At 70.9% G+C, this 22,747-nt stretch carries 17 protein-coding genes; 13 read left to right on the top strand and 4 right to left on the bottom strand.

Features of this window, described 5'->3' with window-relative positions; all coding sequences use genetic code 11:
- Both ABIA32_RS23670 and ABIA32_RS23665 read left to right on the top strand, forming a co-directional pair.
- On the top strand, positions 1-543 hold the full coding sequence (locus ABIA32_RS23670; RefSeq protein ID WP_370098927.1) for an adenine phosphoribosyltransferase: 543 nt from the start codon (positions 1-3) through the stop codon (positions 541-543).
- Positions 544-694: 151 nt separating this feature from the next.
- Positions 695-3,136 (top strand): bifunctional (p)ppGpp synthetase/guanosine-3',5'-bis(diphosphate) 3'-pyrophosphohydrolase, encoded by a 2,442-nt coding sequence (locus tag ABIA32_RS23665; protein ID WP_370098924.1) that lies wholly within the window; start codon positions 695-697, stop codon positions 3,134-3,136.
- Positions 3,137-3,426: 290 nt separating this feature from the next.
- On the opposite strand, the gene ABIA32_RS23660 is transcribed toward ABIA32_RS23665, so the two are convergent.
- Both ABIA32_RS23660 and ABIA32_RS23655 read right to left on the bottom strand, forming a co-directional pair.
- Positions 3,427-4,656, bottom strand: a complete 1,230-nt coding sequence (locus ABIA32_RS23660; protein WP_370098922.1) for a DUF349 domain-containing protein — start codon at positions 4,654-4,656, stop codon at positions 3,427-3,429.
- Between the two features lie 234 nt (positions 4,657-4,890).
- Positions 4,891-5,763 carry a peptidylprolyl isomerase gene (locus ABIA32_RS23655; protein WP_370098920.1) on the bottom strand — a complete coding sequence of 291 codons (873 nt, stop codon included), beginning with the start codon at positions 5,761-5,763 and terminating at the stop codon, positions 4,891-4,893.
- A 216-nt stretch (positions 5,764-5,979) separates the two neighbouring features.
- On the opposite strand from ABIA32_RS23655, the gene ABIA32_RS23650 reads away from it, so the two are divergent.
- Genes ABIA32_RS23650 through aspS form a run of 3 tightly spaced genes read left to right on the top strand, consistent with a single transcriptional unit; the run spans position 5,980 to position 9,725 of the window.
- Positions 5,980-6,690 carry an MBL fold metallo-hydrolase gene (locus tag ABIA32_RS23650; protein WP_370098917.1) on the top strand — a complete coding sequence of 237 codons (711 nt, stop codon included), beginning with the start codon at positions 5,980-5,982 and terminating at the stop codon, positions 6,688-6,690.
- Between the two features lie 12 nt (positions 6,691-6,702).
- Positions 6,703-7,968, top strand: coding sequence for a histidine--tRNA ligase (gene hisS / locus ABIA32_RS23645; protein WP_370098914.1), 1,266 nt, complete (start codon positions 6,703-6,705; stop codon positions 7,966-7,968).
- The gene (aspS, locus tag ABIA32_RS23640; RefSeq protein WP_370098912.1) at positions 7,965-9,725 is read left to right on the top strand and encodes an aspartate--tRNA ligase; all 1,761 of its coding nucleotides are present in this window, start codon (positions 7,965-7,967) and stop codon (positions 9,723-9,725) included. The genes hisS and aspS overlap by 4 nt, the downstream gene beginning before the upstream one ends.
- 130 nt (positions 9,726-9,855) lie before the next feature.
- On the opposite strand, the gene ABIA32_RS23635 is transcribed toward aspS, so the two are convergent.
- On the bottom strand, positions 9,856-11,202 hold the full coding sequence (locus ABIA32_RS23635; protein ID WP_370098909.1) for a cation:dicarboxylate symporter family transporter: 1,347 nt from the start codon (positions 11,200-11,202) through the stop codon (positions 9,856-9,858).
- 156 nt (positions 11,203-11,358) lie between these two features.
- On the opposite strand from ABIA32_RS23635, the gene ABIA32_RS23630 reads away from it, so the two are divergent.
- From ABIA32_RS23630 to rpsD, 4 genes are all read left to right on the top strand, one after another.
- Positions 11,359-12,999 (top strand): ATP-binding protein, encoded by a 1,641-nt coding sequence (locus ABIA32_RS23630; protein WP_370098906.1) that lies wholly within the window; start codon positions 11,359-11,361, stop codon positions 12,997-12,999.
- Positions 12,996-13,682 carry a response regulator gene (locus ABIA32_RS23625; protein ID WP_370098904.1) on the top strand — a complete coding sequence of 229 codons (687 nt, stop codon included), beginning with the start codon at positions 12,996-12,998 and terminating at the stop codon, positions 13,680-13,682. Before ABIA32_RS23630 ends, ABIA32_RS23625 begins: the two co-directional genes overlap by 4 nt.
- 83 nt (positions 13,683-13,765) lie before the next feature.
- Entirely contained in the window at positions 13,766-15,115 is a 1,350-nt protein-coding gene (locus ABIA32_RS23620; protein ID WP_370098903.1) for a replication-associated recombination protein A, read from the top strand.
- Positions 15,116-15,495: 380 nt separating this feature from the next.
- Positions 15,496-16,110 (top strand): 30S ribosomal protein S4, encoded by a 615-nt coding sequence (rpsD, locus tag ABIA32_RS23615; protein WP_370098900.1) that lies wholly within the window; start codon positions 15,496-15,498, stop codon positions 16,108-16,110.
- Here rpsD and ABIA32_RS23610 read toward each other — a convergent pair.
- Positions 16,098-18,275 carry a regulator gene (locus ABIA32_RS23610; RefSeq protein WP_370098897.1) on the bottom strand — a complete coding sequence of 726 codons (2,178 nt, stop codon included), beginning with the start codon at positions 18,273-18,275 and terminating at the stop codon, positions 16,098-16,100. The genes rpsD and ABIA32_RS23610 overlap by 13 nt on opposite strands.
- Before the next feature lie 242 nt (positions 18,276-18,517).
- On the opposite strand from ABIA32_RS23610, the gene ABIA32_RS23605 reads away from it, so the two are divergent.
- From ABIA32_RS23605 to ruvX, 4 genes are read left to right on the top strand one after another with little or no spacing between them, the layout of a single operon-like run.
- Positions 18,518-19,003, top strand: coding sequence for a DUF948 domain-containing protein (locus tag ABIA32_RS23605; protein ID WP_370098894.1), 486 nt, complete (start codon positions 18,518-18,520; stop codon positions 19,001-19,003).
- A 4-nt stretch (positions 19,004-19,007) separates the two neighbouring features.
- Positions 19,008-19,427 carry a DUF6167 family protein gene (locus ABIA32_RS23600; RefSeq protein ID WP_370098891.1) on the top strand — a complete coding sequence of 140 codons (420 nt, stop codon included), beginning with the start codon at positions 19,008-19,010 and terminating at the stop codon, positions 19,425-19,427.
- Positions 19,427-22,099, top strand: a complete 2,673-nt coding sequence (gene alaS / locus ABIA32_RS23595) for an alanine--tRNA ligase (RefSeq protein ID WP_370098888.1) — start codon at positions 19,427-19,429, stop codon at positions 22,097-22,099. Before ABIA32_RS23600 ends, alaS begins: the two co-directional genes overlap by 1 nt.
- 10 nt (positions 22,100-22,109) lie before the next feature.
- Positions 22,110-22,586 (top strand): Holliday junction resolvase RuvX, encoded by a 477-nt coding sequence (ruvX, locus tag ABIA32_RS23590; protein WP_370098885.1) that lies wholly within the window; start codon positions 22,110-22,112, stop codon positions 22,584-22,586.
- Positions 22,587-22,747: the final 161 nt, after the last annotated feature.

The following is a 22,747-nucleotide window of genomic DNA, read 5'->3' as shown; positions in this document are numbered from 1 at the left end:
ATGAGCGACACGCTGGCGGAGCTGCTCGCCGCGAAGATCCGCGACGTTCCCGACTACCCCAAGCCGGGCGTGATCTTCAAGGACATCGCACCCCTCCTCGGCGACGCCGAGGCGCTGGCCGCGCTGGTGGACCACCTCGCGGCCCGCGCCAAGGCGCTGGGCGCCACGAAGATCGTGGGCCTGGAGGCTCGCGGCTTCATCCTGGCCGCGCCGGCCGCCTATGCCGCCGGGGCGGGGTTCGTGCCCGTCCGCAAGGAGGGCAAGCTGCCCGGTGACCTCCACCGCCAGGCTTACGACCTGGAGTACGGCTCGGCCGTCATCGAGGTCCAGACGGACGCCTTCGTGCCCGGTGAGCGGGTCCTGGTCGTCGACGACGTGCTCGCGACCGGCGGCACCGTCGAGGCGGCGCTGGAGCTGATCAAGCGCGCCGGAGCGGAGCTGGCGGGTGTCGAGGTGCTGATGGAGCTCGGCTTCCTCGGTGGCCGGGCCCGGCTGGCGCCGCTGCTCGGCGACGCCCCGCTGGAGACGGTCATCACGGTCTGACAGCCAAGATGCACGGTATGAAGGGTGGGCCCGGATGATCCGGGCCCACCCTTCGCCGTTCCCGTCCAGGCCGCCCGGCGCGGGCCGTGGCCGCACGCGACAGTGACGCTCGGTACCATTGAGGTTCCGGTCTCGCTCCAGAGGAGTGCACTTGCCCGAAGAGGTCGCGCCCACAGCCCCCGACGCGCAGGAGAAGGGCCCCGCGGCAGCACCGGCGGCCGCGCCGAAGCCCGTCTCCCCGTCCGTCCCGGCCACCTTCCAGGCCGCCGGGGCGCACGCCGTCGCGCCGCGACCGACCGCGCCGGGGTCCGCCTCGCCCTCCCGCGTCCGGGCCCGCCTCGCCCGCCTGGGCGGCCAGCGCAGCAACACGTTCAACCCGGTGCTCGAACCGCTCTTCCGGATAGTGCGGAGCAACGACCCCAAGGCCGATCTCCACACGCTGGAGCGCGCTTACCAGATCGCGGAGAAGTGGCACCGCGGCCAGAAGCGCAAGAGCGGCGACCCGTACATCACCCATCCGCTCGCCGTCGCGACAATCCTCGCTGAGCTCGGCATGGACGCCCCCACGCTGATGGCCGGGCTGCTCCACGACACCGTCGAGGACACCGAGTACGGTCTCGACACGCTCCGCCGCGACTTCGGCGACACCGTCGCCATGCTGGTCGACGGCGTCACCAAGCTGGACAAGGTCAAGTTCGGCGAGGCCGCGCAGGCCGAGACGGTCCGCAAGATGGTCGTCGCGATGGCCAAGGACCCGCGCGTCCTGGTCATCAAGCTCGCCGACCGGCTGCACAACATGCGCACCATGCGCTACCTCAAGCGGGAGAAGCAGGAGAAGAAGGCCCGCGAGACGCTCGAGATCTACGCCCCGCTGGCGCACCGGCTGGGCATGAACACCATCAAGTGGGAGCTGGAGGACCTCGCCTTCGCGATCCTCTACCCCAAGATGTACGACGAGATCGTGCGTCTGGTGGCCGAGCGCGCGCCCAAGCGCGACGAGTACCTGCACAGCGTCACCGAGGCGGTGATGGGCGACCTCAAGACGGCCAGGATCAAGGCCGAGGTCAAGGGCCGCCCGAAGCACTACTACAGCGTCTACCAGAAGATGATCGTGCGAGGCCGGGACTTCGCCGAGATCTACGACCTGGTCGGCGTCCGGGTCCTGGTCGACTCCGTCCGCGACTGCTACGCGGCGCTGGGCACCATCCACGCGCGGTGGAACCCGGTGCCGGGGCGGTTCAAGGACTACATCGCCATGCCCAAGTTCAACATGTACCAGTCGCTGCACACGACGGTCATCGGGCCCGAGGGCAAGCCGGTCGAACTGCAGATCCGCACCTTCGACATGCACCGCCGGGCGGAGTACGGCATCGCCGCGCACTGGAAGTACAAGCAGCAGGCGGTGGCGGGCGCTTCCAAGGTCCGCACGGACACCCCGGCGGGCAAGGGCGAGACCGTCAACGAGATGGCCTGGCTGCGCCAGCTGCTGGACTGGCAGAAGGAGACGGAGGACCCGAGCGAGTTCCTGGAGTCGCTGCGCTTCGACCTCTCCAACAACGAGGTCTTCGTCTTCACCCCGAAGGGCGACGTCATAGCGCTGCCGGCCGGGGCCACCCCGGTGGACTTCGCCTATGCCGTCCACACGGAGGTCGGGCACCGGACGATAGGCGCACGTGTCAACGGGCGGCTCGTCCCGCTGGAGAGCGTGCTGGAGAACGGCGACACGGTCGAGGTCTTCACCTCCAAGGCCGAGAACGCGGGCCCCTCGCGGGACTGGCTCAGCTTCGTCAAGTCCCCGCGCGCCCGCAACAAGATCCGTGCCTGGTTCTCGAAGGAACGCCGCGAGGAGGCCATCGAGCAGGGCAAGGACGCGATCACCCGCGCCATGCGCAAGCAGGGCCTGCCGCTGCAGCGGATCCTGACCGGCGACTCGCTGGTCACGCTGGCGCACGAGATGCGCTACCCGGACATCTCGTCTCTGTACGCGGCGATCGGCGAGGGCCATGTCGCGGCGCAGACGATCGTCCAGAAGCTGGTCCAGGCGGCCGGGGGCGAGGAGGGGGCGACCGAGGACATCGCGGATCTGACGACTCCGTCGCCTGCCCGGAACCGCAGGCAGCGTCGGGCGACGCAGGATCCCGGGGTGGTGGTCAAGGGCGTGGCGGACGTGTGGGTCAAGCTCTCGCGCTGCTGCACGCCCGTGCCGGGCGACCCGATCGTCGGCTTCATCACGCGCGGCAACGGCATCTCCGTGCACCGGGCGGACTGCGTCAACGTGGATGCGCTGGCGCAGCAGCAGGAGCGGATGGTCGAGGTCGAGTGGGCGCCGACGCAGTCGTCGGTGTTCCTCGTCGCGATCCAGGTCGAGGCGCTGGATCGCTCGCGCTTGCTGTCGGACGTGACGCGGGTCCTCTCCGACCAGCACGTCAACATCCTGTCGGCGGCGGTCCAGACCTCGCGCGACCGGGTCGCGATGAGCCGCTTCACCTTTGAGATGGGCGACCCGAAGCACCTGGGCCACGTCCTGAAGGCGGTCCGCGGCGTAGAGGGCGTCTACGACGTCTACCGGGTGACCTCAGCCAAGTCGCGATGAGCTAGCGGGCACACGCTAAGGGGCGCGAGGAACTGCGCGAGCAACCACCCTGTGGGGGTGGCCCTGCTCGTTCGGCGACACACCACCTTGGGTGGCTTGTCGCGCAGTTCCTCGCGCCCCTAGGTCGTGCAACTTCCCGCATGCGGCACACGCTAAGGGGCGCGGGGAACTGCGCGAGCAACCACCCTGTGGGGGTGGCCCTGCTCGTTCGGCGACACACCACCTTGGGTGGCTTGTCGCGCAGTTCCTCGCGCCCCTGAATAGTGCAAGTACCTCGCTTGCCGAAGGCGCTAGCCGCTGAACTCCTGGAGCCCCTTCAGCGCCTGCGCCAGCAGTTCCTGGCGGCCGGCGAGCTCGCTCTGGAGCTTGGCGACCTGACGGGAGTCACCCTTCGCCTCAGCGGCAGCGATCTGCTTCTCCAGCTTCTCCACCGCCGTCTGCAGCAGACCCGCCATGCCCGTGGCCCGCGCGCGGGCCTCGGGGTTGCTGCGCTGCCACTCGGCGTCCTCCGCCTCGCGGATGGCCTGCTCGACCGTGCGCAGGCGCGCCTCAAGGCGGGGGCGCGCGTCGCGCGGGACGTGGCCGATGGCCTCCCAGCGCTCCGCGAGATCGCGGTAGGACGCCTTCGCCGACCGCAGGTCACCGATCGGGAGCAGCGCCTCCGCCTCGACCAGCAGGGCCTCCTTCGCCGTCTGGTTCCCGCGCTCGTCCGCGTCGCGCTCGTCGAAGACCGACGAACGGGCCTGGAAGAAGACGTCCTGGGCGCCGCGGAAGCGGGTCCACAGCTCGTCCTCGGACTCGCGCTGCGCGCGACCCGCCGCCTTCCACTCCGTCATCAGCTCGCGGTAGCGGGCCGCCGTCGCGCCCCAGTCCGTCGAGCCGGAGAGCGACTCGGCCTCGACGACCAGCTTCTCCTTCTTGAGCCTGGCCTCCTCGCGGAGCTGGTCAAGCGACGCGAAGTGCGCCTTGCGGCGCTTGGAGAAGGCCGAGCGGGCGTGCGAGAAGCGGTGCCACAGCTCGTCGTCGGACTTGCGGTCCAGGCGGGGCAGGCCCTTCCAGGTGTCCACCAGGTCGCGCAGCCGGTCCCCGGCCTCGCGCCACTGAGTGGATTCCACCAGCTGCTCGGCCTCGGCGACCAGCGCCTCCTTCGCGCCCTTCGCCTCCTCCTGCGCCTTGGCCCGGGCCGCCTTCCGCTCCTCGCGGCGCGAGTCGACCTCGGCCACCAGCGCCTCGAGGCGCTTGGCCAGGGCGTCCAGGTCGCCGACCGCGTGGCCCTCGGTCACCTGCGCCTGCAGGTGCTCGATCGCGGTCATCGCATCCTTCGCGGCGAGGTCGGTGGTGCGCACGCGGCGCTCCAGCAGACCGATCTCCACCGCGATGCCCTCGTACTTGCGCGTGAAGTAGGCCAGAGCCTCCTCGGGGGAACCCGCCTGCCACGAACCGACGACGCGCTCGCCGTCGGCCGTCCGCACGTAGACGGTCCCCTCGTCGTCGACACGGCCCCACGGATCGCTGGTCACAGCGCCTCCTCCATATGGCGGTCACCGCCCTGGAACCGTTGGGACCAGGGGAGGCGGCCGCCGTCCACGTTCGAAGATTGCCCGGCCGGTTTCGTCTCCGCGCCGCCGGAGAGCGCAGAAGCGCACCCTACAAGACGCCAACATAGGCGAAGGGGCCCGGCGCTGTCCGTATCCCCGCGCGGATAATTGCCTGCGCCGTGGATCCGGCCGCCCCGGGCCCCGTTGCGGTCTTGCTCAGCCCTTGCCCGCGGTGACGCTGTTCATGATCACCGGCTGCATCGGCTTACCGTCGCCAGAGCCGTTGGAGCTGTCCGCGCCCTTCGCGGCGATGCCGGTCAGGACGTCCAGGCCGCCGGTGATCGTGCCGAACGGCGTGTAGTTGGGGGAGAGCTGGCTGTCCTTGTAGACGAGGAAGAACTGCGAGCCGTTGGTGTTGGCGCCGGAGTTCGCCATCGCGATCGTGCCGGCCGGGTAGACCCCGCCCTTGATCGACGACGCGGTGAGGTTCTCGTCCTTGAACTGGTAGCCAGGACCACCGGATCCGGTGCCCGTCGGGTCACCGCACTGCAGCACGTAGATGCCGGCCGTGGTGAGGCGGTGGCAGTAGACGTTGTCGAAGAAGTGGTTGTTCGCCAGGAAGACGAAGGAGTTCACCGTGTGCGGCGCCGCGGCCGCGTCGAGCTTGATGGTGACGCTGCCCTGGCCCAGGTTGATCTTGGCCGTGTAGTTGCCGCTGGTGTCGATGGACATCGCCGGCTCGGTCTTCCAGCTGCCGTCGCTCTTCGGCGTGATGGTGTAGGCGGCCTTGGCGGTGCTCGCCGAAGGGGCCGTGGAAGGCGCGGCGGAGCTCGACGCGCGGTTGTTCATCGCGTCCGCGGAGGGCTTGTTCTTGGCGCCGCCGGAAGGCCACAGCAGCACCGCACCGGTCGCCACCGCGGCGACCGCGACGACCGCGGCCGCCACGATCGCGGTGTTCTTGCGGGCGGACGTGACCCGCTGGGCCCGCGCCGCGGCCTGTCGCTCCAGCTTCATCCGCTGCAGTTCGCGGCGGCGCTTCTCCTTGTCCTTGGGAAGCTGCTGGGGCCTGCGGGTGTCGTTGGGGGCCACCGAGCCACCCTCCTCGTCGTCATCGGGTCTGTCCGTCGCGGGGATCTTCCCACTCAACGGCCGCCCAGTGTAGGGACCAAAACTGTAAACGCGTGCTGAATGCGGCTATGAGAAGGATCGGCCCCCGCCCTATACGGTTCGCGATCCTTCCCGTACCGCCGGTAGGCTGCTGCCAGCATTCGCAGCCTTCCACCCGTACCTGTGCAAAGGACTCACGTGTTCATCGCCGGCTTTCCCGCTGGAGCCTGGGGCACCAACTGCTACCTCCTGGCCCCCGCAGCCGGCGAGGAGTGCGTCATCGTCGACCCGGGCCACGAGGCGGCCGCCGGCGTCGAGGACGCGGTGCGCGAGCACGGGCTCAAGCCGGTCGCGGTGGTGCTCACCCACGGGCACATCGACCACGTCGCCTCGGTCGTCCCGGTCTGCGGCGCGCGCGGCATCCCGGCCTGGATCCACCCCGAGGACCGCTACATGCTCTCCGATCCGGAGAAGGCCCTCGGCCGCTCCATCGGCGCGCAGCTGATGGGCGAGCTGACGGTCGGCGAGCCGGACGACGTGCGGGTGCTCACCGACGGCAGCGTGCTGGAGCTCGCCGGGCTGAGCCTCACCGTCGACCACGCGCCGGGCCATACCAGGGGGTCGGTGACGTTCAGGACGCCCGCCGCACCGGACCTTCCGCCGGTGCTGTTCTCGGGCGACCTGCTCTTCGCCGGCTCCGTCGGACGCACCGATCTCCCCGGAGGCGACCACGACGCCCTCCTGCGGTCGCTGGCCCGCGTGTGCCTGCCACTGCAGGACGAGACCGTGGTCCTCTCCGGACACGGCCCCCAGACCACCATCGGCCGCGAGCGCGCCGCCAACCCGTACCTGCGACAGGTAGCCGGCAGCGCCGCGACGACGCCCGGCGCCCCGCGCCGCGGAATCTGATTGAGACGAGACGTGAGCAGCAGCTTCTCCGCCCCCAAGGGCACCTACGACATTCTCCCGCCCGACTCCGCCACCGTCCTCGCCGTCCGCGAGGCGATCGCCGCGCCGCTGCGCCGCGCCGGATACGGCTACATTGAGACGCCGGTCTTCGAGGACGTCAATCTCTTCTCGCGCGGCGTCGGTGAGTCCACCGACATCGTGACCAAGGAGATGTACACCCTCATCACCAAGGGCGGCGACCAGCTCGCACTGCGCCCGGAGGCGACCGCCTCGGTGCTGCGGGCGGCGCTCCAGGCCAACCTGCACCGGGTCGGCAACCTCCCGGTCAAGCTCTGGTACAGCGGCTCGCAGTACCGCTACGAGCGTCCGCAGGCCGGTCGTTATCGCCAGTTCTGGCAGGTCGGCGCCGAGGCGATCGGCGCCGAGGACCCGGCGCTGGACGCCGAGTTGATCATCCTGGCCGTGGACGCCTACCGCTCGCTCGGGCTGAGCAACTTCCGTGTGCTGCTCAACAGCCTCGGTGACAAGCAGTGCCGCCCGGTCTACCGCGCCGCGCTCCAGGACTTCCTGCGCGGCCTCGAGTTGGACCCCGAGACGCTTCGCCGCGCGGAGATCAATCCGCTGCGCGTGCTCGACGACAAGCGCCCGGACGTGCAGAAGCAGCTCGTCGGCGCGCCGATGCTCGTCGACTTCCTCTGCGAGGAGTGCAAGGCGTACCACGAGCACGTCCGCGAGCTGCTGACCGCCTCGGGCATCGCCTTCGAGGACGACCCCAAGCTGGTGCGCGGCCTGGACTACTACACCCGGACCACCTTCGAGTTCGTCCACGACGGTCTGGGCTCGCAGTCCGCCGTCGGCGGAGGCGGTCGGTACGACGGCCTGTCCGAGATGATCGGCGGACCTGCGCTCCCGTCCGTGGGCTGGGCGCTCGGCATCGACCGGACGCTGCTCGCACTGCAGGCCGAGGGCGTCGAGCTGCCGACGCCCAATGCCAGCGACGTCTTCGCCGTCCCGCTCGGCGAGCAGGCTCGCCGGGTGCTCTTCGCCCAGGTGACCGAGCTGCGCCGGAACGGCCTCAGCGCGGACATCGCCTACGGCGGCAAGGGCCTCAAGGCGGCCATGAAGGCCGCCGACCGCTCCGGCGCCCGCTACGCGCTCGTCGCCGGTGAGCGTGATCTTGCCGAAGGTCTGGTTCAGTTGAAGGACCTCAGCACCGGTGACCAGACCCCGGTCGCCCTCGACGTTCTCGTCGCCACCCTGAAGGAGAAGCTCCAGTGATCCGCACCCACGAGGCCGGCACGCTCCGCCCGGAGCACGCCGGCACCACCGTCACCCTCGCCGGCTGGGTCGCCCGCCGCCGCGACCACGGCGGCGTGGCCTTCGTCGACGTGCGGGACACCTCCGGCACCCTCCAGGTCGTCTTCCGCGACCTGGAGGCCGTGGGCGAGCTGCGATCCGAGTGGTGCGTCAAGATCGTCGGCGACGTCCGGATCCGCCCCGAGGGCAACGAGAACCCGGACATCCCGACCGGGCAGGTCGAGGTCGTCGTCTCCGAGCTGACCGTGCTCTCCGAGGCCGCCGCGCTGCCGTTCATGGTGGCGGAGTACGAGCCCGGTTCGGTCAACGAGGAGGTCCGCCTCAAGTACCGCTACCTCGACCTGCGCCGCGAGGGCCCCGCCCGCGCGCTGCGGCTGCGCTCGAAGGCGACGCACATCATCCGCACGGTGATGGAGGAGAACGGCTACCTCGACATCGAGACGCCGTACCTCACCCGCTCTACCCCCGAGGGCGCCCGCGACTTCGTCGTGCCGGTCCGCCTGCAGCCGGGCAGCTGGTACGCGCTGCCGCAGTCGCCGCAGCTGTTCAAGCAGTTGCTGATGGTGGCCGGCATGGAGCGCTACTACCAGATCGCGCGCTGCTTCCGTGACGAGGACTTCCGTGCCGACCGTCAGCCGGAGTTCACCCAGCTCGACGTCGAGGCGTCCTTCGTCGACCAGGAGGACATCCTCAAGCTGGGCGAGGAGGTCATCGCCCGGGTCTGGGGCGAGGTCCACGGCTACGAGCTGCCGCTGCCGCTGCCGCGCATCGCCTACGCCGACGCGATGAACCGCTACGGCTCCGACAAGCCCGACGTCCGCTTCGACAACGAGCTGACCGAGCTGACGCAGTACTTCACCGGCACCGAGTTCCGCGTCTTCCAGGCGCCGTACGTCGGCGCGGTCGTCATGCCGGGCGGTGCGTCGCAGCCGCGCAAGCAGCTGGACGCGTGGCAGGACTGGGCGAAGGCGCGCGGCGCGCGCGGTCTGGCCTACGTGCTGATCGACGAGGAGACCGGCGAGCTGCGCGGCCCGGTCGCCAAGAACCTCAGCGAGGAGCACCTCGCCGGACTGGCCGACGCGGTGGGCGCGAAGCCGGGCGACTGCGTGTTCTTCGCGGCAGGCAAGAAGACCGCCTCGCAGGAGCTGCTGGGTGCGGCGCGTCTGGAGATCGGCAAGCGCTGCGACCTGATCGACGAGTCCAAGTGGGCCTTCCTCTGGGTCGTCGACTTCCCGATGTTCGAGCCGATCGAGGACGACAAGGGCGAGTTCCAGGGCTGGCACGCGGTGCACCACCCCTTCACCGCGCCGACGGCGGAGTCGATGGCGACCTTCGACACCGACCCGGGCAGCGCGCTCTCGAACGCCTACGACCTCGTGCTCAACGGCTCGGAGATCGGCGGCGGTTCGATCCGTATCCACCAGAAGGACGTGCAGAAGCGCGCGTTCGACGCGATCGGGCTCTCCCCGGAGGAGGCGCAGTCGCAGTTCGGCTTCCTGCTGAACGCGTTCGACTTCGGCCCGCCGCCGCATGGTGGCATCGCGCTGGGCCTGGACCGTCTGGTCGCGCTGCTGGGCGGCTACGACACGATCCGCGACGTCATTGCCTTCCCGAAGACGTCCACCGGTGGCGACCCGCTGACCGGCGCGCCGACGCCGATCACGGCCGCGCAGCGCAAGGAAGCGGGCGTCGACGCGAAGCCCAAGGCAGAGGCGTAAGCCCTAGGGGGCGCGAGGAACTGCGCGACAGACCACCCTGTGTGGTGTGTCGCTGAACGAGCAGGGCCATCCGGACAGGGTGGTTGCTCGCGCAGTTCCTCGCGCCCCTTGGGCGTTGCCCACTCCCGTCTTAGACAGCAGCGGGCGTCTGAGTCGGTATCACCGCAGCAGTCTCGGTGGCCTGAGTTGCCTCGTCGAACGGCAGTCGTCCGGTGAGGACCAGGGCCATGCGGTCGCGGTCCAGCTCGTGCGTCCAGTGGCCGATCAGGACCGTGGCAACGGCGTTGCCCGCGAAGTTCGTCAGGGCCCGAGCCTCCGACATGAAGCGGTCGATGCCGACGATCAGGCCGACGCCGTCGACCAGAGCGGGGGCGTGCGACTGGAGGCCGCCCGCCAGGGTCGCCAGGCCCGCGCCGGTGACGCCTGCCGCGCCCTTGCTCGCGATCACCATGAACAGCAGCAGCGAGATCTGCGATCCCAGCGACATCGGCTTGTCCATCGCCTGGGCGATGAAGAGCGAGGCCATCGTCAGGTAGATCGCCGTGCCGTCCAGGTTGAAGCTGTAGCCGGCCGGGACGGTGATCCCCGCGACCGGGCGGCTCACGCCCAGGTGTTCCATCTTCGCGATCAGGCGCGGCAGTGCGCTCTCCGACGACGAGGTGGAGAGGATCAGAAGGAACTCGCGCCCGAGATAGCGCAGCAGCGCGAAGACGTTGACGCCCGCGACCAGGCGCAGCAGCAGGCCGAGCACCACGATCACGAAGATCGCGCACGTCAGGTAGAAGCCCAGCATGATCATGAGCAGCGACTTCAGCGCAGCCCAGCCCGTGGCGCCCACCACGGCCGCTATCGCGCCGAACGCGCCGACCGGGGCCGCCCACATGATCATTGACAGCACCCGGAAGACCAGCTTCTGCAGGTGCTCCACCCCGCGCAGCACCGGCGCGCCGCTTGCCCCCATCGACTGCAGCGCGAAGCCCACCAGCAGCGCCACCAGCAGCGTCTGCAGTACCTGACCGCCGGTCAGCGCCGAGACAAGGGTGGTCGGGATGATCCCGAGCAGGAAGTCCGTGGTGTTCTCCGCCGCTCCCGTCGCCGCCTGGGCGTGACCGGCCTTCGCCATGGCCTCGGTGAGGTGGAGGCCCGCGCCCGGGTTCACGATGTTGCCGACGACGAGGCCGATGGCCAGCGCGACCGTCGACATCACCACGAAGTAGCCGAGCGCCAGTCCGCCGACCTTGCCGACCTTGGCAGCCTTCGTCACCGAGCCGATGCCCAGCACGATCGTGGTGAAGATGACCGGGCTGATCATCATCTTGATCAGGTTCACGAAGCCCGTCCCGACGGGCTTGAGCTGCACCGCGAACGAGGGCGCGGCCAGGCCCACGACGATGCCCGCGAGGACCGCCGCGATCACGGCCAGATAGAGATAGTGCGTACGCTCGCGCCTGACCGCTCCGACTGATCTGACTGACATGCTGCGGCTCCCTTGCCGGTCGTCCCCACCGGCCTCGGGGTGGCGGGCCGGTTTCGACGACTATCGACGCGGGCGTGGTGCGCGTCACGCTTGCGTTCATAGAGTTCACGGCGGACCCGCTACGCGTGCCGCGCGGGCGCGTGCACACTGGCAGACATGCACCTCAGCCGCCCTCCCCTGCGCCCACGCCACCGCGTGGCGCGCAGCCTGGCCGGGCAGCTGTTCGCGGTGCAGGTGCTGATCGTCGCCCTGGTGGTGGCCGGGGGAGCGGTGCTGGCCTACGTGCTCACCAGCGACCGCGCCCAGCAGGCCGCCGAGCGCCAGGTGCTCGCCACGGCCCACTCCGTCGCCGACGCGCCCACTGTCCTCTCCGCGGTGCAGGGCAGCGGGGATCCGACCGCCGTGCTGCAGCCTTACGCCGAGCAGGTCCGCCGGGACGCCCGGGTCGACTTCGTCACCATCATGGACACCCACGGCATCCGCTGGACCCACCCTGATCCGCGCGAGATCGGCAGGCACTTCCTCGGGCACATCGGCCCCGCGCTCGCCGGGGAGCAGAATTTCACCGAGACCTACACCGGCACGCTCGGCCCCTCCGTGCGGGCCGTCGTGCCTGTGCTCGACGCGACCGGCAAGCTCGTCGCGCTGGTCAGCGTCGGCATCACCGTGCAGAGCCTGAGCGGGCAGCTCAGCGGGGCGATCACCGCGCTGGTTCTGGTCGCGCTCGCCGCCCTCGTCCTCGGCGGGGTCGGGACCTGGCTGGCCAACCGGCGCCTGCGGCGGCACACGCACGGCATGGGCGCGGCCGAGCTCAGCCATCTCTACGACTACCACCAGGCCACGCTGCACTCCGTCCGCGAGGGCCTGGTCCTGTTGGACCGCGAGCGCAGGGTCGTCCTGTGCAACGACGCCGCCCGGGAGCTGCTGGGCCTCAGCGGCCCGGTCGACGGGCTGCCGCTCGCCGAGCTGCCGTTGCCGGAACCGCTGCGCGCCGCGATCACCGGACCCGAGCCGGCCCGCGACCAGCTCCAGCTGACCACCGACCGGGTGGTGGTGCTGAACACCTCCCCGATCGGCGACGGCCCGGACCTCGGTACCGTGGTCACTCTCCGGGACCACACCGAACTGCAGGCGCTCAGCGGCGAGTTGGACTCCGTGCGCGGTTTCGCCGAGGCGCTGAGCGCGCAGGCGCACGAGGCGGCGAACCGGCTGCACGCCGTCGTCTCGCTGATCGAACTGGGCCGCCACCGGCAGGCCGTCGACTTCGCCACCGCCGAGTTGGAGCTCGCGCAGCAGCTGACCGACCGGGTCGTCGGCGCGGTCAACGAGCCGGTGCTGGCTGCGCTGCTGCTCGGCAAGGCCGCGCAGGCGGCCGAGCGCGGCGTCGAGCTCACGCTGACCGAGGAGAGCCGCATCGACGACGCCCTGCCCGCCGACTTCAGCGCCCGCGACCTGGTCACCCTGCTCGGCAACCTGATCGACAACGCCATGGACGCCGCGATCGAGGGCTCCGCCGCGCACGACGGACCGCCCACCGTCACGGTCACCGCCCGCAGCGACGCGCGCGAGCTGCTGCTGCGTGTCGCCGACACCGGGCCCGGCATCGAGCCGGACGCGGTGCAGCAGGTCTTCCGGCGCGGCTGGTCGACCAAGCAGTCGGGGCGGGGCTTGGGCTTGGCGCTCGTCGCGCAGACCGCGCGCCGGAACGGCGGCAGCGTCGAGGTCGGCCCGAATACGACGGGCGCGGTGCTGACGGTCCGCATCCCGCTGCAGCGCGGGCGGGAGGTGTCGCGGTGATCCAGGTCCTGGTGGTCGAGGACGACCCGGTCGCCGCCGACGCGCACGCCAGCTACGTGGACCGCGCGCCCGGGTTCCGCTGCGCTGGCACCGCGCACAGCGTGGCCGAGGCGCTGCGCTTCCTGGAACGGCGGCGTGGGGAGGACGCGCCGGTGGCGCTGATCCTGCTCGACCTCTACCTGCCGGACGGCCACGGTCTGGAGCTGATCCGTACCCTGCGCGCGGCGGGGCACGGCGCGGACATCATCGCCGTCACCTCGGCGCGCGACCTGGCGACCGTCCGCCGGGCGGTGTCGACCGGCGTCGTGCAGTACCTGCTCAAGCCCTTCGCCGCCGCCGCCCTCCTGGACCGGCTCACCCGCTACGCCCGCTACCGTGAGAGCCTGGACCGCGACGGCGAGGCCCTCGGCCAGGACGAGGTCGACCAGGCCTTCGCCGAACTGCGCAGCCCACGCGGCACGACGCTCCCCAAGGGCCTGACGACACCGACGCTCGAAGCTGTGGCAGGCGTGCTGCGGGAGGCAGTCTCGGGTCTCTCGGCCGCAGCGGTCGGCGCAGCGGCGGGCGTCTCGCGGATCACCGCGCGGCGCTACCTGGAGCACCTGGTCGAGACCGGCCGCGCCCGCCGCGAACCGCAGTACGGCCAGGTCGGCCGCCCCGAACTCGCCTACCGCCGGCGGTGACCAGCCAAGGGCGTGGTGCGCCAGCTGGGGGCGGCGGGCTGGGCCCAGCTTGGGTGTCGGTCCGTGACGGTAGTGTCGGGGGAGTGGAACCAGACCTGTTCACCGCCGCCGCCGAGGACTTCCAGGCCAAAGAGCCGGGCCGCTCGCCGCTCGCCGTCCGGATGCGGCCGCGCTCGCTGGACGAGGTCGCCGGGCAGCGCCAGCTGCTGAAGCCAGGGTCCCCGCTGCGGCGGTTGGTCGCCGCGAGCGGCGGGCCCGCTGCGACGTCGTCGGTGATCCTCTGGGGACCGCCCGGGACGGGCAAGACGACGCTGGCGTATGTGATCAGCCAGGCGACGGAGAGCCGCTTCGTCGAGCTGTCGGCGATCACCGCCGGGGTGAAGGAGGTCCGCGCGGTCATCGAGGGCGCGCGACGGGCGGTCGGCACCAGCGGCAAGGAGACGGTGCTCTTCCTGGACGAGATCCACCGCTTCTCCAAGGCCCAGCAGGACAGCCTGCTGCCGGCGGTCGAGAACCGCTGGGTCACGCTGATCGCGGCGACGACGGAGAACCCGTACTTCTCGGTGATCTCGCCGCTGCTGTCGCGTTCGCTGCTGCTGACTCTGGAGTCGCTGACGGACGAGGACGTCCGCGCGCTGCTTCACCGCGCGGTGGCGGACGAGCGGGGGTTGGGCGGGGCGGTCGCGCTGGCCGAGGACGCCGAGGACCATCTGGTCCGAATCGCTGGCGGCGACGCCCGCAAGGCGCTGACCTCGCTGGAGGCGGCGGCCGGCGCGGCGATCGAGCAGCAGGAGGAGACGGTCACCCTCGAACTGACCGAGACCGCGGTCAACCGCGCGGCGGTCCGCTACGACCGCGACGGCGACCAGCACTACGACGTGGCGAGCGCGCTGATCAAGTCGATCCGGGGGAGTGACGTGGACGCCGCGCTGCACTATCTCGCCCGGATGATCGAGGCGGGCGAGGACCCGCGGTTCATCGCCCGACGACTGATGATCTCCGCGAGCGAGGACATCGGCGTCGCCGACCCGAACGCCCTGCCGATCGCGGTCGCGGCGGCGCAGGCGGTCGCGATGATCGGCTTCCCCGAGGCGTCGCTCACGCTCTCCCACGCGGTGATCGCGCTGGCGCTGGCCCCGAAGTCGAACTCGGCGACGATCGCCATCGGCGAGGCGCTGGCGGATGTGCGGGCTGGGCTGGCAGGTCCCGTCCCGGCGCATCTCCGTGACGGTCACTACGCGGGCGCGAAGAAGCTGGGGCATGCGCAGGGGTATGTCTACCCGCACGATGTGCCGGAAGGCGTGGCGGCCCAGCAGTACGCGCCGGACGCGATCCACGGCAAGCGCTACTACCGGCCGAGCCGGCACGGGGCGGAAGCCCGCTACGCGGACACGGTCGAGTGGATCAGAGAGAGGCTCAAGGGGAACCCCTAAGGGGCGCGGGGAACTGCGCGAGCAACCATCGGCGTGCGGATGGTCCTCAACGCGCAGGGCCATCCGCACAGGGTGGTTTCTCGCGCAGTTCCTCGCGCCCCTGAGGACGTTCCGTCTGCTGGTAAGCTTTCCGGAGCGAGATGTCCCGTGTCGCGCCGTAAGGCGTGACGTCACCGGCGGGGCGTCACACAGGCCGGAGAAATCCGGCAGGAGCGTTGCGCACCTTCGGGTGTCGCGTGCAGCCCACCACCCGCAGGGTTGGTGGGCCACTCGTGTGTTGCACTTTGTGCCCGGTCCTGGGAGCGGCTCTCCCTGGACCGCGAGAAGCGACCTCCTTCAACAGCGGTGAGCCTGTTACACACCGAAAGAGGTATTGGTTCATGGCGAACCAGAAGCGCCCCAAGGTCAAGATTGCCCGTGCACTGGGCATTCCGCTGACCCCGAAGTCCGTCAAGTACTTCGAGGCCCGCCCGTACCCGCCGGGGCAGCACGGCCGTGGCCGCAAGCAGAACTCGGACTACAAGGTCCGTCTGGTCGAGAAGCAGCGTCTGCGCGCCCAGTACGACCTGTCCGAGACCCAGATGGCTCGCGCGTTCGACCGTGCCCGCAAGGTCGAGGGCAAGACCGGTGAGGCGCTCGTCGCCCTGCTGGAGACCCGTCTCGACGCCCTGGTCCTGCGTTCGGGCATCGCCCGCACGATCTACCAGGCCCGTCAGATGGTCGTCCACGGCCACATCGAGGTCAACGGCGCCAAGGTCAACCGCCCGTCGTACCAGATGAAGCCCGGCTTCGTCGTCACGGTTCGCGAGCGCTCCAAGGAGAAGACCCCGTTCGTCGTCGCCCGTGAGGGTGGCAACGCGGGTGAGGGTCAGACCGCGAAGTACCTCGAGGTCAACCTGAAGGCCCTGGCCTTCCGCCTGGACCGGCTGCCGCAGCGCCGCGAGGTCCCGGTTATCTGCGACGAGCAGCTCGTCGTCGAGTACTACTCGCGCTGACCCGCGAGCGGTCCTCGCAGCGCCCCCACGACCACTCGGTCGTGGGGGCGCTGTGCTGTTCCGGCACCGGCGGCGCGCGACGGGGCGTTCAGGACGCGGGTGACGACGTGGTCGAGTCCGAGCGCGGCGCCCTGGCGGAACGATTCGGCAGCGTCGGCCTCGGAGAGTCCCGCACGGATCCGCCGGTCGCACTCCTGGTGCGCGGCGTTGAAGTTCCGGGAGCCGAACAGCGGGACGCCCACCGAGCGCCAGACCGCGTGCGCGGCGCCCTGCAGCAGCGCCGCTTCCCGCAGATCGCCGGGCTGGTCGTCGGGGCCGGGCTCGGCGGTGAGCAGGGCCACCATCTCCAGCCCGAGCACCAGGCCGACCAGGTCCCTGAAGGTGTGGTTCAGCCGGACGGACTCGCGTGCGTAGGCCCGTGCCCGCTCCAGGTCGCCGACCGTCCAGGCCGAGACGGCGCAGGCGAAGAGGCCGTAGGCGTAGGCCCACTGCTCGCCGTAGCGCTCGCACTCGGCGAGGACCTTGCCCATCCAGGTCGCTCCGGTGGCCGCGTCGCCGCGGAAGGTGTGGGCGAGGCCCAGCTCGAACATGCCCATCAGCACGTTGCTGTTGAGCTCGCCGAGTTTGTCGTAGTGCCACAGCGCTTCGTCGAACAGCTCGACCGCACGGTCCAACTCGTCCGCGATCAGGGCCGCGCAGCCCTGCCGGTGCACGGCGTAGGCGAGCGCGCGGTCGTCGCCGGTCTCCAGGGCCTGCCGGCGGCACTCCTCCAGCGCGGGCAGCGCGCGGACCGCGTCGCCCTGAAGGGTGGCCATGTAGCCGGTGACCCAGAGCGCCTTGGCTCGTGCCTCGGTCGGCTCGGGGGCCAGGTCCAGCGCGCGGTCCAGCCACATCCGGCCCTCGCCGAGGTGTCCGCAGCCGACCCAGAAGTACCAGAGCGTCCCGGCGAGCAGCAGCGCCATCTGTTCCTCACCCGGCTCGGTCAGGCAGTAGTCCAGCGCCGCCCGCAGGTTGCTGTGGGCGCGTTCGGTGCGGACGCTGGTCTCCAACTGCCGGGGGCTGAACCACTCGACCTCGCCCCAGGTGGCCAGACCGAGGTACCAGTCCCGGTGGCGGCGGCGCAGCAGCGGCTCGGCCGCGGACTCGTGCAGCCACTGCGCGCCGTACTCGCGAAGCGTGTCCAGCATCCGGTAGCGGACCGTTGCGCCGCCCGACCCGCCGTCCGTTGCGCCGCCCGTTCCGTCATCGGGTTCGCCACCCTCCTCGCGCAGCACCACCGACTTGGCGACCAGCTCCGACAGGACGTCCAGCACCTCGTCCGGGGCCAGCCCCTCGCCGGCGCAGACGTACTCGGCCGCCTCCAGGTCGAAGGCGCCGACGAAGACCGAGAGCCGGGCCCAGAGCAACCGTTCCTGCGGCGAGCAGAGCTCATGGCTCCAGCCGATCGCGGTGCGCAGGGTCTGGTGCCGCGGCAGCGCCGTCCGCGCGCCGCCGGTCAGCACCCGGAACCGGTCGTCGAGCCGCTCGGTGATCTGCTCCACCGAGAGCACCCGCAGTCGCCCGGCCGCGAGCTCGAGCGCCAGCGGGATGCCGTCGAGCCGGCGGCAGAGCGCGGTGACCTGCTCCAGGTTCTTCCGGGTGACCCGGAAGCCGGGCAGCACGGCCGCCGCGCGCTGCGCGAAGAGCGCCACCGCGTCCGCGCGCGGTCCGTCGACCGGCAGCGGGGCCAGCTGGAGCAGGTGCTCGCCGGCGACCTCCAGCGACTGGCGGCTGGTGGCCAGCACGCGCAGACCGGGGGCCGCGCCCAGCATGAAGGCCAGCATCGGGGCGATCTTCTCCACCAGGTGCTCGCAGCCGTCCAGCACCAGCAGCAGCTCGCGGCGGGCGAAGAAGTCGAGCAGGATCTGCTGCACCGGGCGCGCCGTGCCGTCGGTCAGCCGCAGCGCCTCGACGACGGCGTGGCAGAGCAGGCCGGGCTCCTTCACCTCGACGCAGTCCACGATCCAGACCCCGTCGGGGAAGCGGTCCGCCGCGGCGGCGGCCGCCCGGATGGCCAGCCGGGACTTGCCCACGCCGCCGGGGCCGACCACGGTCACCAGCCGGGAGCCGCGCAGCAGCCGCTGGGCCGCGGCAAGTTCGACCCTGCGGCCGACGAATCCGGTCATCTCGGCGGGCAGGTTTCCGGACAAGCCTGTGTGCACAGGTCCCCTTTCGGAGGCGAGCATCGTTCCCCTGGATGGCCCAACGAGGTGACCAATCGGTAGGTTACGTTCCCTTTGACCGTCCCGCGAGGAATCCGCACACACTCTGTACGTGCGGCCTCGTGCGGTGGTAATGCGGTCGGGATCCGCGTCGCGGCGCGATAGGGTTTTGCAAACGGACCAGCATGTTGCGAGGGAGCGCCAAGGTGTCGGGTGGAGAGGTCGCGGGCCTCGTCGTCGCCGTGTTCTGGGCGGTGCTGGTCACCCTCCTCGCCGTGGTGCTGCTGCGCCTGGCCAAGGCGCTGCGTCAGGCGACCGAGCTGGTCGAGACCGTGACGGAGCGGGCCGTGCCGCTGCTCGACGAGGCGGCGGAGGCGCTGCGCGCGGCCAACGACCAGCTGGTGCGCGTCGACGCGATCACCGCCGACGTCCAGGACGCCGCCGCCAACGCCCACGCGCTCTCCTCGACCATGGCCGCCACGCTGGGCGGACCGCTGGTCAAGCTCTCCGCGTTCAGCTACGGCGTCCGCAGCGCGGTGGCAAAACAACGAGCGGAAGGCCGCCCGGAGCGGTACGTTCCGCATCAGACCGAACGAGAACTGATCGAGCGCATGGTGAAGGCCGAGGTGCGACGCACGACCGTCCGCCGTAACGGCCTGCTGCGCCTGGTGGGCCTGGGAAGGAGGGGCTGAGCCGATGCGCCGGATCTTCTGGATGGCGGTGGGCGCAGGCGCCACCGTCTGGACCATCAACAAGGCCAACCGCCTCGCGCGCAGCCTCACTCCGGGCGGCGTGGCTGAGGGCGCGGCCCTCGGATCGCTCGAAGTCGGCCGCGCCGTGCGCAACTTCACGCACGAGGTGCGGGCCGGGATGCTCCAGCGCGAGCTGGAGCTGAACCGCCAACTCGGCCTGGACGGCAGCGTGCTGGCCGCGCCCGTCCATCCTGACGCGCCGGTGCTGCGCGCGGCGCCGATGCGCTCCGTCCTGCCGCGAGCGCGGCAGGACGCGGCAGCCGTCGAGCCCGCTGCCCGTCCCGTCACCCCAGCTCTGCAGAACCGCACGACCATCACCAGCAAGACCGTCACCAGCAAGCTCGACCGGAATGAGGACCTGTAATGGAGTCGGCTGAGATCCGCCGCCGCTGGCTGCGCTTCTTCGAGGAGCGCGGCCACACCGTCGTCCCCTCGGCGTCGCTCATCGCGGACGACCCGACCCTGCTGCTGGTCCCGGCCGGCATGGTGCCCTTCAAGCCCTACTTCCTGGGCGAGGTCAAGCCGCCGTTCCCGACCGCCACCAGCGTGCAGAAGTGCGTCCGCACCCCGGACATCGAGGAGGTCGGCAAGACCACTCGCCACGGCACCTTCTTCCAGATGTGCGGCAACTTCTCCTTCGGGGACTACTTCAAGGAAGGGGCCATCAAGTACGCCTGGGAGCTGCTGACCTCGTCTGTGGCCGATGGCGGCTACGGCCTCGACCCGGAGCGCCTCTGGATCACCGTCTACCTCGACGACGACGAGGCCGAGCGGATCTGGCGCGACGTCGTCGGCGTTCCGCAGGAGCGGATCCAGCGGCTGGGCAAGAAGGACAACTTCTGGTCCATGGGCGTCCCCGGCCCCTGTGGCCCCTGCTCGGAGATCAACTACGACCGCGGTCCCGAGTTCGGCGTCGAGGGCGGCCCGGCCGTCAACGACGAGCGCTACGTGGAGATCTGGAACCTGGTCTTCATGCAGTACGAGCGCGGCGCGGGCGACGGCAAGGAGGACTTCCCGATCCTGGGCGACCTCCCGGCCAAGAACATCGACACCGGGCTCGGCCTGGAGCGCCTGGCGATGATCCTCCAGGGCGTCCAGAACATGTACGAGACGGACACCCTGCGCGTCGTCATCGACAAGGCCACCGAGCTGACCGGCGTTCGCTACGGCGCCGAGCACGGCTCGGACGTCTCGCTGCGCGTGGTCGCCGACCACATGCGCACCTCTGCCATGCTGATCGGCGACGGCGTCACCCCCGGCAACGAAGGCCGCGGCTACGTGCTGCGCCGCATCATGCGCCGCGCCATCCGCAACATGCGGCTCCTGGGCGCCACCGGCCCGGTCGTCGAGCAGCTGATCGACGTCGTGCTGACCACGATGGGCGAGCAGTACCCGGAGCTGCTGACCGACCGCAAGCGCGTCGAGACCGTCGCGCTGGCCGAGGAGGCCAGCTTCCTCAAGACGCTGCGCGCCGGCACCAACATCCTGGACACCGCCATCACCGAGACCCGCGGAGCGGGCGGCAAGGTGCTCTCCGGCGACAACGCCTTCCAGCTGCACGACACCTACGGCTTCCCGATCGACCTCACCCTGGAGATCGCCGCCGAGCAGGGTCTGGCCGTGGACGAGGACGGCTTCCGCCGCCTGATGAAGGAGCAGCGGGACCGGGCCAAGGCCGACGCCAAGGCCAAGAAGACCGGCCACGCCGACGTCCAGTCCTACCGTTCCATCGCGGACGCCTCGGGCGAGACCGAGTTCACCGGCTACACGAACAACGAGAACGAGGCCAGCGTCGTCGGTCTGCTCGTCGACGGCGTCTCCTCGCCCGCCGCCTCCGAGGGCGACGACGTCGAGATCGTGCTGGACCGCACCCCCTTCTATGCCGAGGGCGGCGGCCAGCTCGCCGACCACGGCCGGATCCGCACCGAGTCCGGTGCCGTCATCGAGATCCACGACGTGCAGAAGCCGGTCCCCGGCGTGGTCGTGCACAAGGGCGTCGTCCAGGTCGGCGAGGTGACCGTCGGCGCGTCCGTGCAGGCCGTCATCGACGTGCGCCGCCGCCGGGCCATCGCCCGCGCCCACAGCGCCACCCACCTGACCCACCAGGCGCTGCGCGACGCGCTCGGCCCGACGGCCGCCCAGGCCGGTTCGGAGAACTCCCCGGGCCGCTTCCGCTTCGACTTCGGCTCGCCGACCGCCGTCCCCGGCATGGTGCTCACCGACGTCGAGCAGAAGATCAACGAGGTGCTCAGCCGCGAGCTCGACGTCACCGCCGAGATCATGGGCATCGCCGAGGCCAAGAAGCAGGGCGCCATCGCCGAGTTCGGCGAGAAGTACGGCGAGAAGGTCCGCGTCGTCACGATCGGCGACTTCTCCAAGGAGCTCTGCGGCGGCACACATGTGGAGAACACCGCCCAGCTGGGCCTGGTGAAGCTGCTCGGCGAGTCCTCCATCGGCTCCGGCGTGCGCCGCGTCGAGGCGCTGGTCGGCGTGGACGCCTACAACTTCCTGGCCCGCGAGCACACCGTGGTGGCCCAGCTGACCGAGCTGGTCAAGGGTCGCCCGGAGGAGCTGCCGGAGAAGATCTCCGGCATGCTCGCCAAGCTCAAGGACGCCGAGAAGGAGATCGAGCGCTTCCGCGCCGAGAAGGTCCTGCAGGCCGCCGCCGGGCTGGCCGAGGGCGCCGAGGACGTGCGCGGCACGGCCCTGGTCACCGGCCAGGTCCCGGACGGCACCGGCGCCGACGACCTGCGCAAGCTGGTCCTGGACGTGCGCAACCGCGTCGGCCAGGGCGGCCGGGCCGCTGTGGTCGCGCTGTTCACCGTCGCGAACGGCCGTCCGCTGACCGTGATCGCCACCAACGAGGCCGCCCGTGAGCGCGGCATCAAGGCCGGCGAGCTGGTCCGCGCCGCCGCCAAGACCCTCGGTGGTGGCGGTGGCGGCAAGGACGACGTGGCCCAGGGCGGCGGGCAGGACCCGACCGCCGTCGGCCAGGCGGTCGAGGCCGTGCGCGCCCTCGTCACCGAGAAGGCCTGAGGCCGGATCGATGACTTCCATGCGTCGCGGCCGTCGGATCGCCGTGGACGTCGGCGACGCCCGGATCGGGGTCGCGTCCTGCGACCCCGACGGGCTGCTGGCCACCCCGGTGGAGACGGTCCCCGCAGGCGGCAAGTCGCAGGCGCGGCTCGCCGCCATCGTGGCGGAGTACGAGCCGATCGAGGTCGTCGTCGGGCTCCCGCGTTCCATGAGCGGACGCGAGGGCCCGGCCGCCGCGAAGGTCCGCGAGTACGCGGGCCGGCTGGCGGCGCGGATCGCGCCGGTGCCGGTGCGGCTGGTGGACGAGCGGATGACCACCGTCAGCGCGGCGGCGGGCATGCGCGCCGCGGGAGTGAAATCGAAGCAGGGCCGCTCGCGCATCGACCAGGCCGCGGCCGTGGTCATCCTGCAGAGCGCGCTGGAGACCGAGAAGACGAGCGGACGCCCGCCGGGGGAGACTGTCGAACCCGCTGGGGAGTCGCTGTAGGCTGACGCCTTGCATTGGGGGTCCACCTTCGGGTGGGCCCCTTCGTCACTCTGGGCTACCACGTGCGGTGCTCTGCGTGGCGCGAACGTGCCCAAAGCCTCCGGTTGGCTTCGGTCGGGTAACGTTCCGTCCACGGCGAGCCCATGGGTACGCCGGTTCGA

The sequence above is a fragment of the Streptacidiphilus sp. MAP12-20 genome (assembly GCF_041262525.1).
Classification (GTDB): Bacteria; Actinomycetota; Actinomycetes; order Streptomycetales; family Streptomycetaceae; genus Streptacidiphilus.
The sequence above is the reverse complement of the archived record's forward strand: the minus strand, read 5'-3'. Positions and strand labels throughout refer to the sequence as shown.

Coding starts and splice junctions, on each gene's coding strand:
- ABIA32_RS23670 (WP_370098927.1), top strand. CDS start 1: ATGAGCGACACGCTGGCGGAGCTGCTCGCCGCGAAGATCCGCGACGTT.
- ABIA32_RS23635 (WP_370098909.1), bottom strand. CDS start 11,202: ATGTCAGTCAGATCAGTCGGAGCGGTCAGGCGCGAGCGTACGCACTAT.
- ABIA32_RS23630 (WP_370098906.1), top strand. CDS start 11,359: ATGCACCTCAGCCGCCCTCCCCTGCGCCCACGCCACCGCGTGGCGCGC.
- rpsD (WP_370098900.1), top strand. CDS start 15,496: ATGGCGAACCAGAAGCGCCCCAAGGTCAAGATTGCCCGTGCACTGGGC.
- ABIA32_RS23610 (WP_370098897.1), bottom strand. CDS start 18,275: ATGACCGGATTCGTCGGCCGCAGGGTCGAACTTGCCGCGGCCCAGCGG.
- ABIA32_RS23600 (WP_370098891.1), top strand. CDS start 19,008: ATGCGCCGGATCTTCTGGATGGCGGTGGGCGCAGGCGCCACCGTCTGG.
- alaS (WP_370098888.1), top strand. CDS start 19,427: ATGGAGTCGGCTGAGATCCGCCGCCGCTGGCTGCGCTTCTTCGAGGAG.
- ruvX (WP_370098885.1), top strand. CDS start 22,110: ATGACTTCCATGCGTCGCGGCCGTCGGATCGCCGTGGACGTCGGCGAC.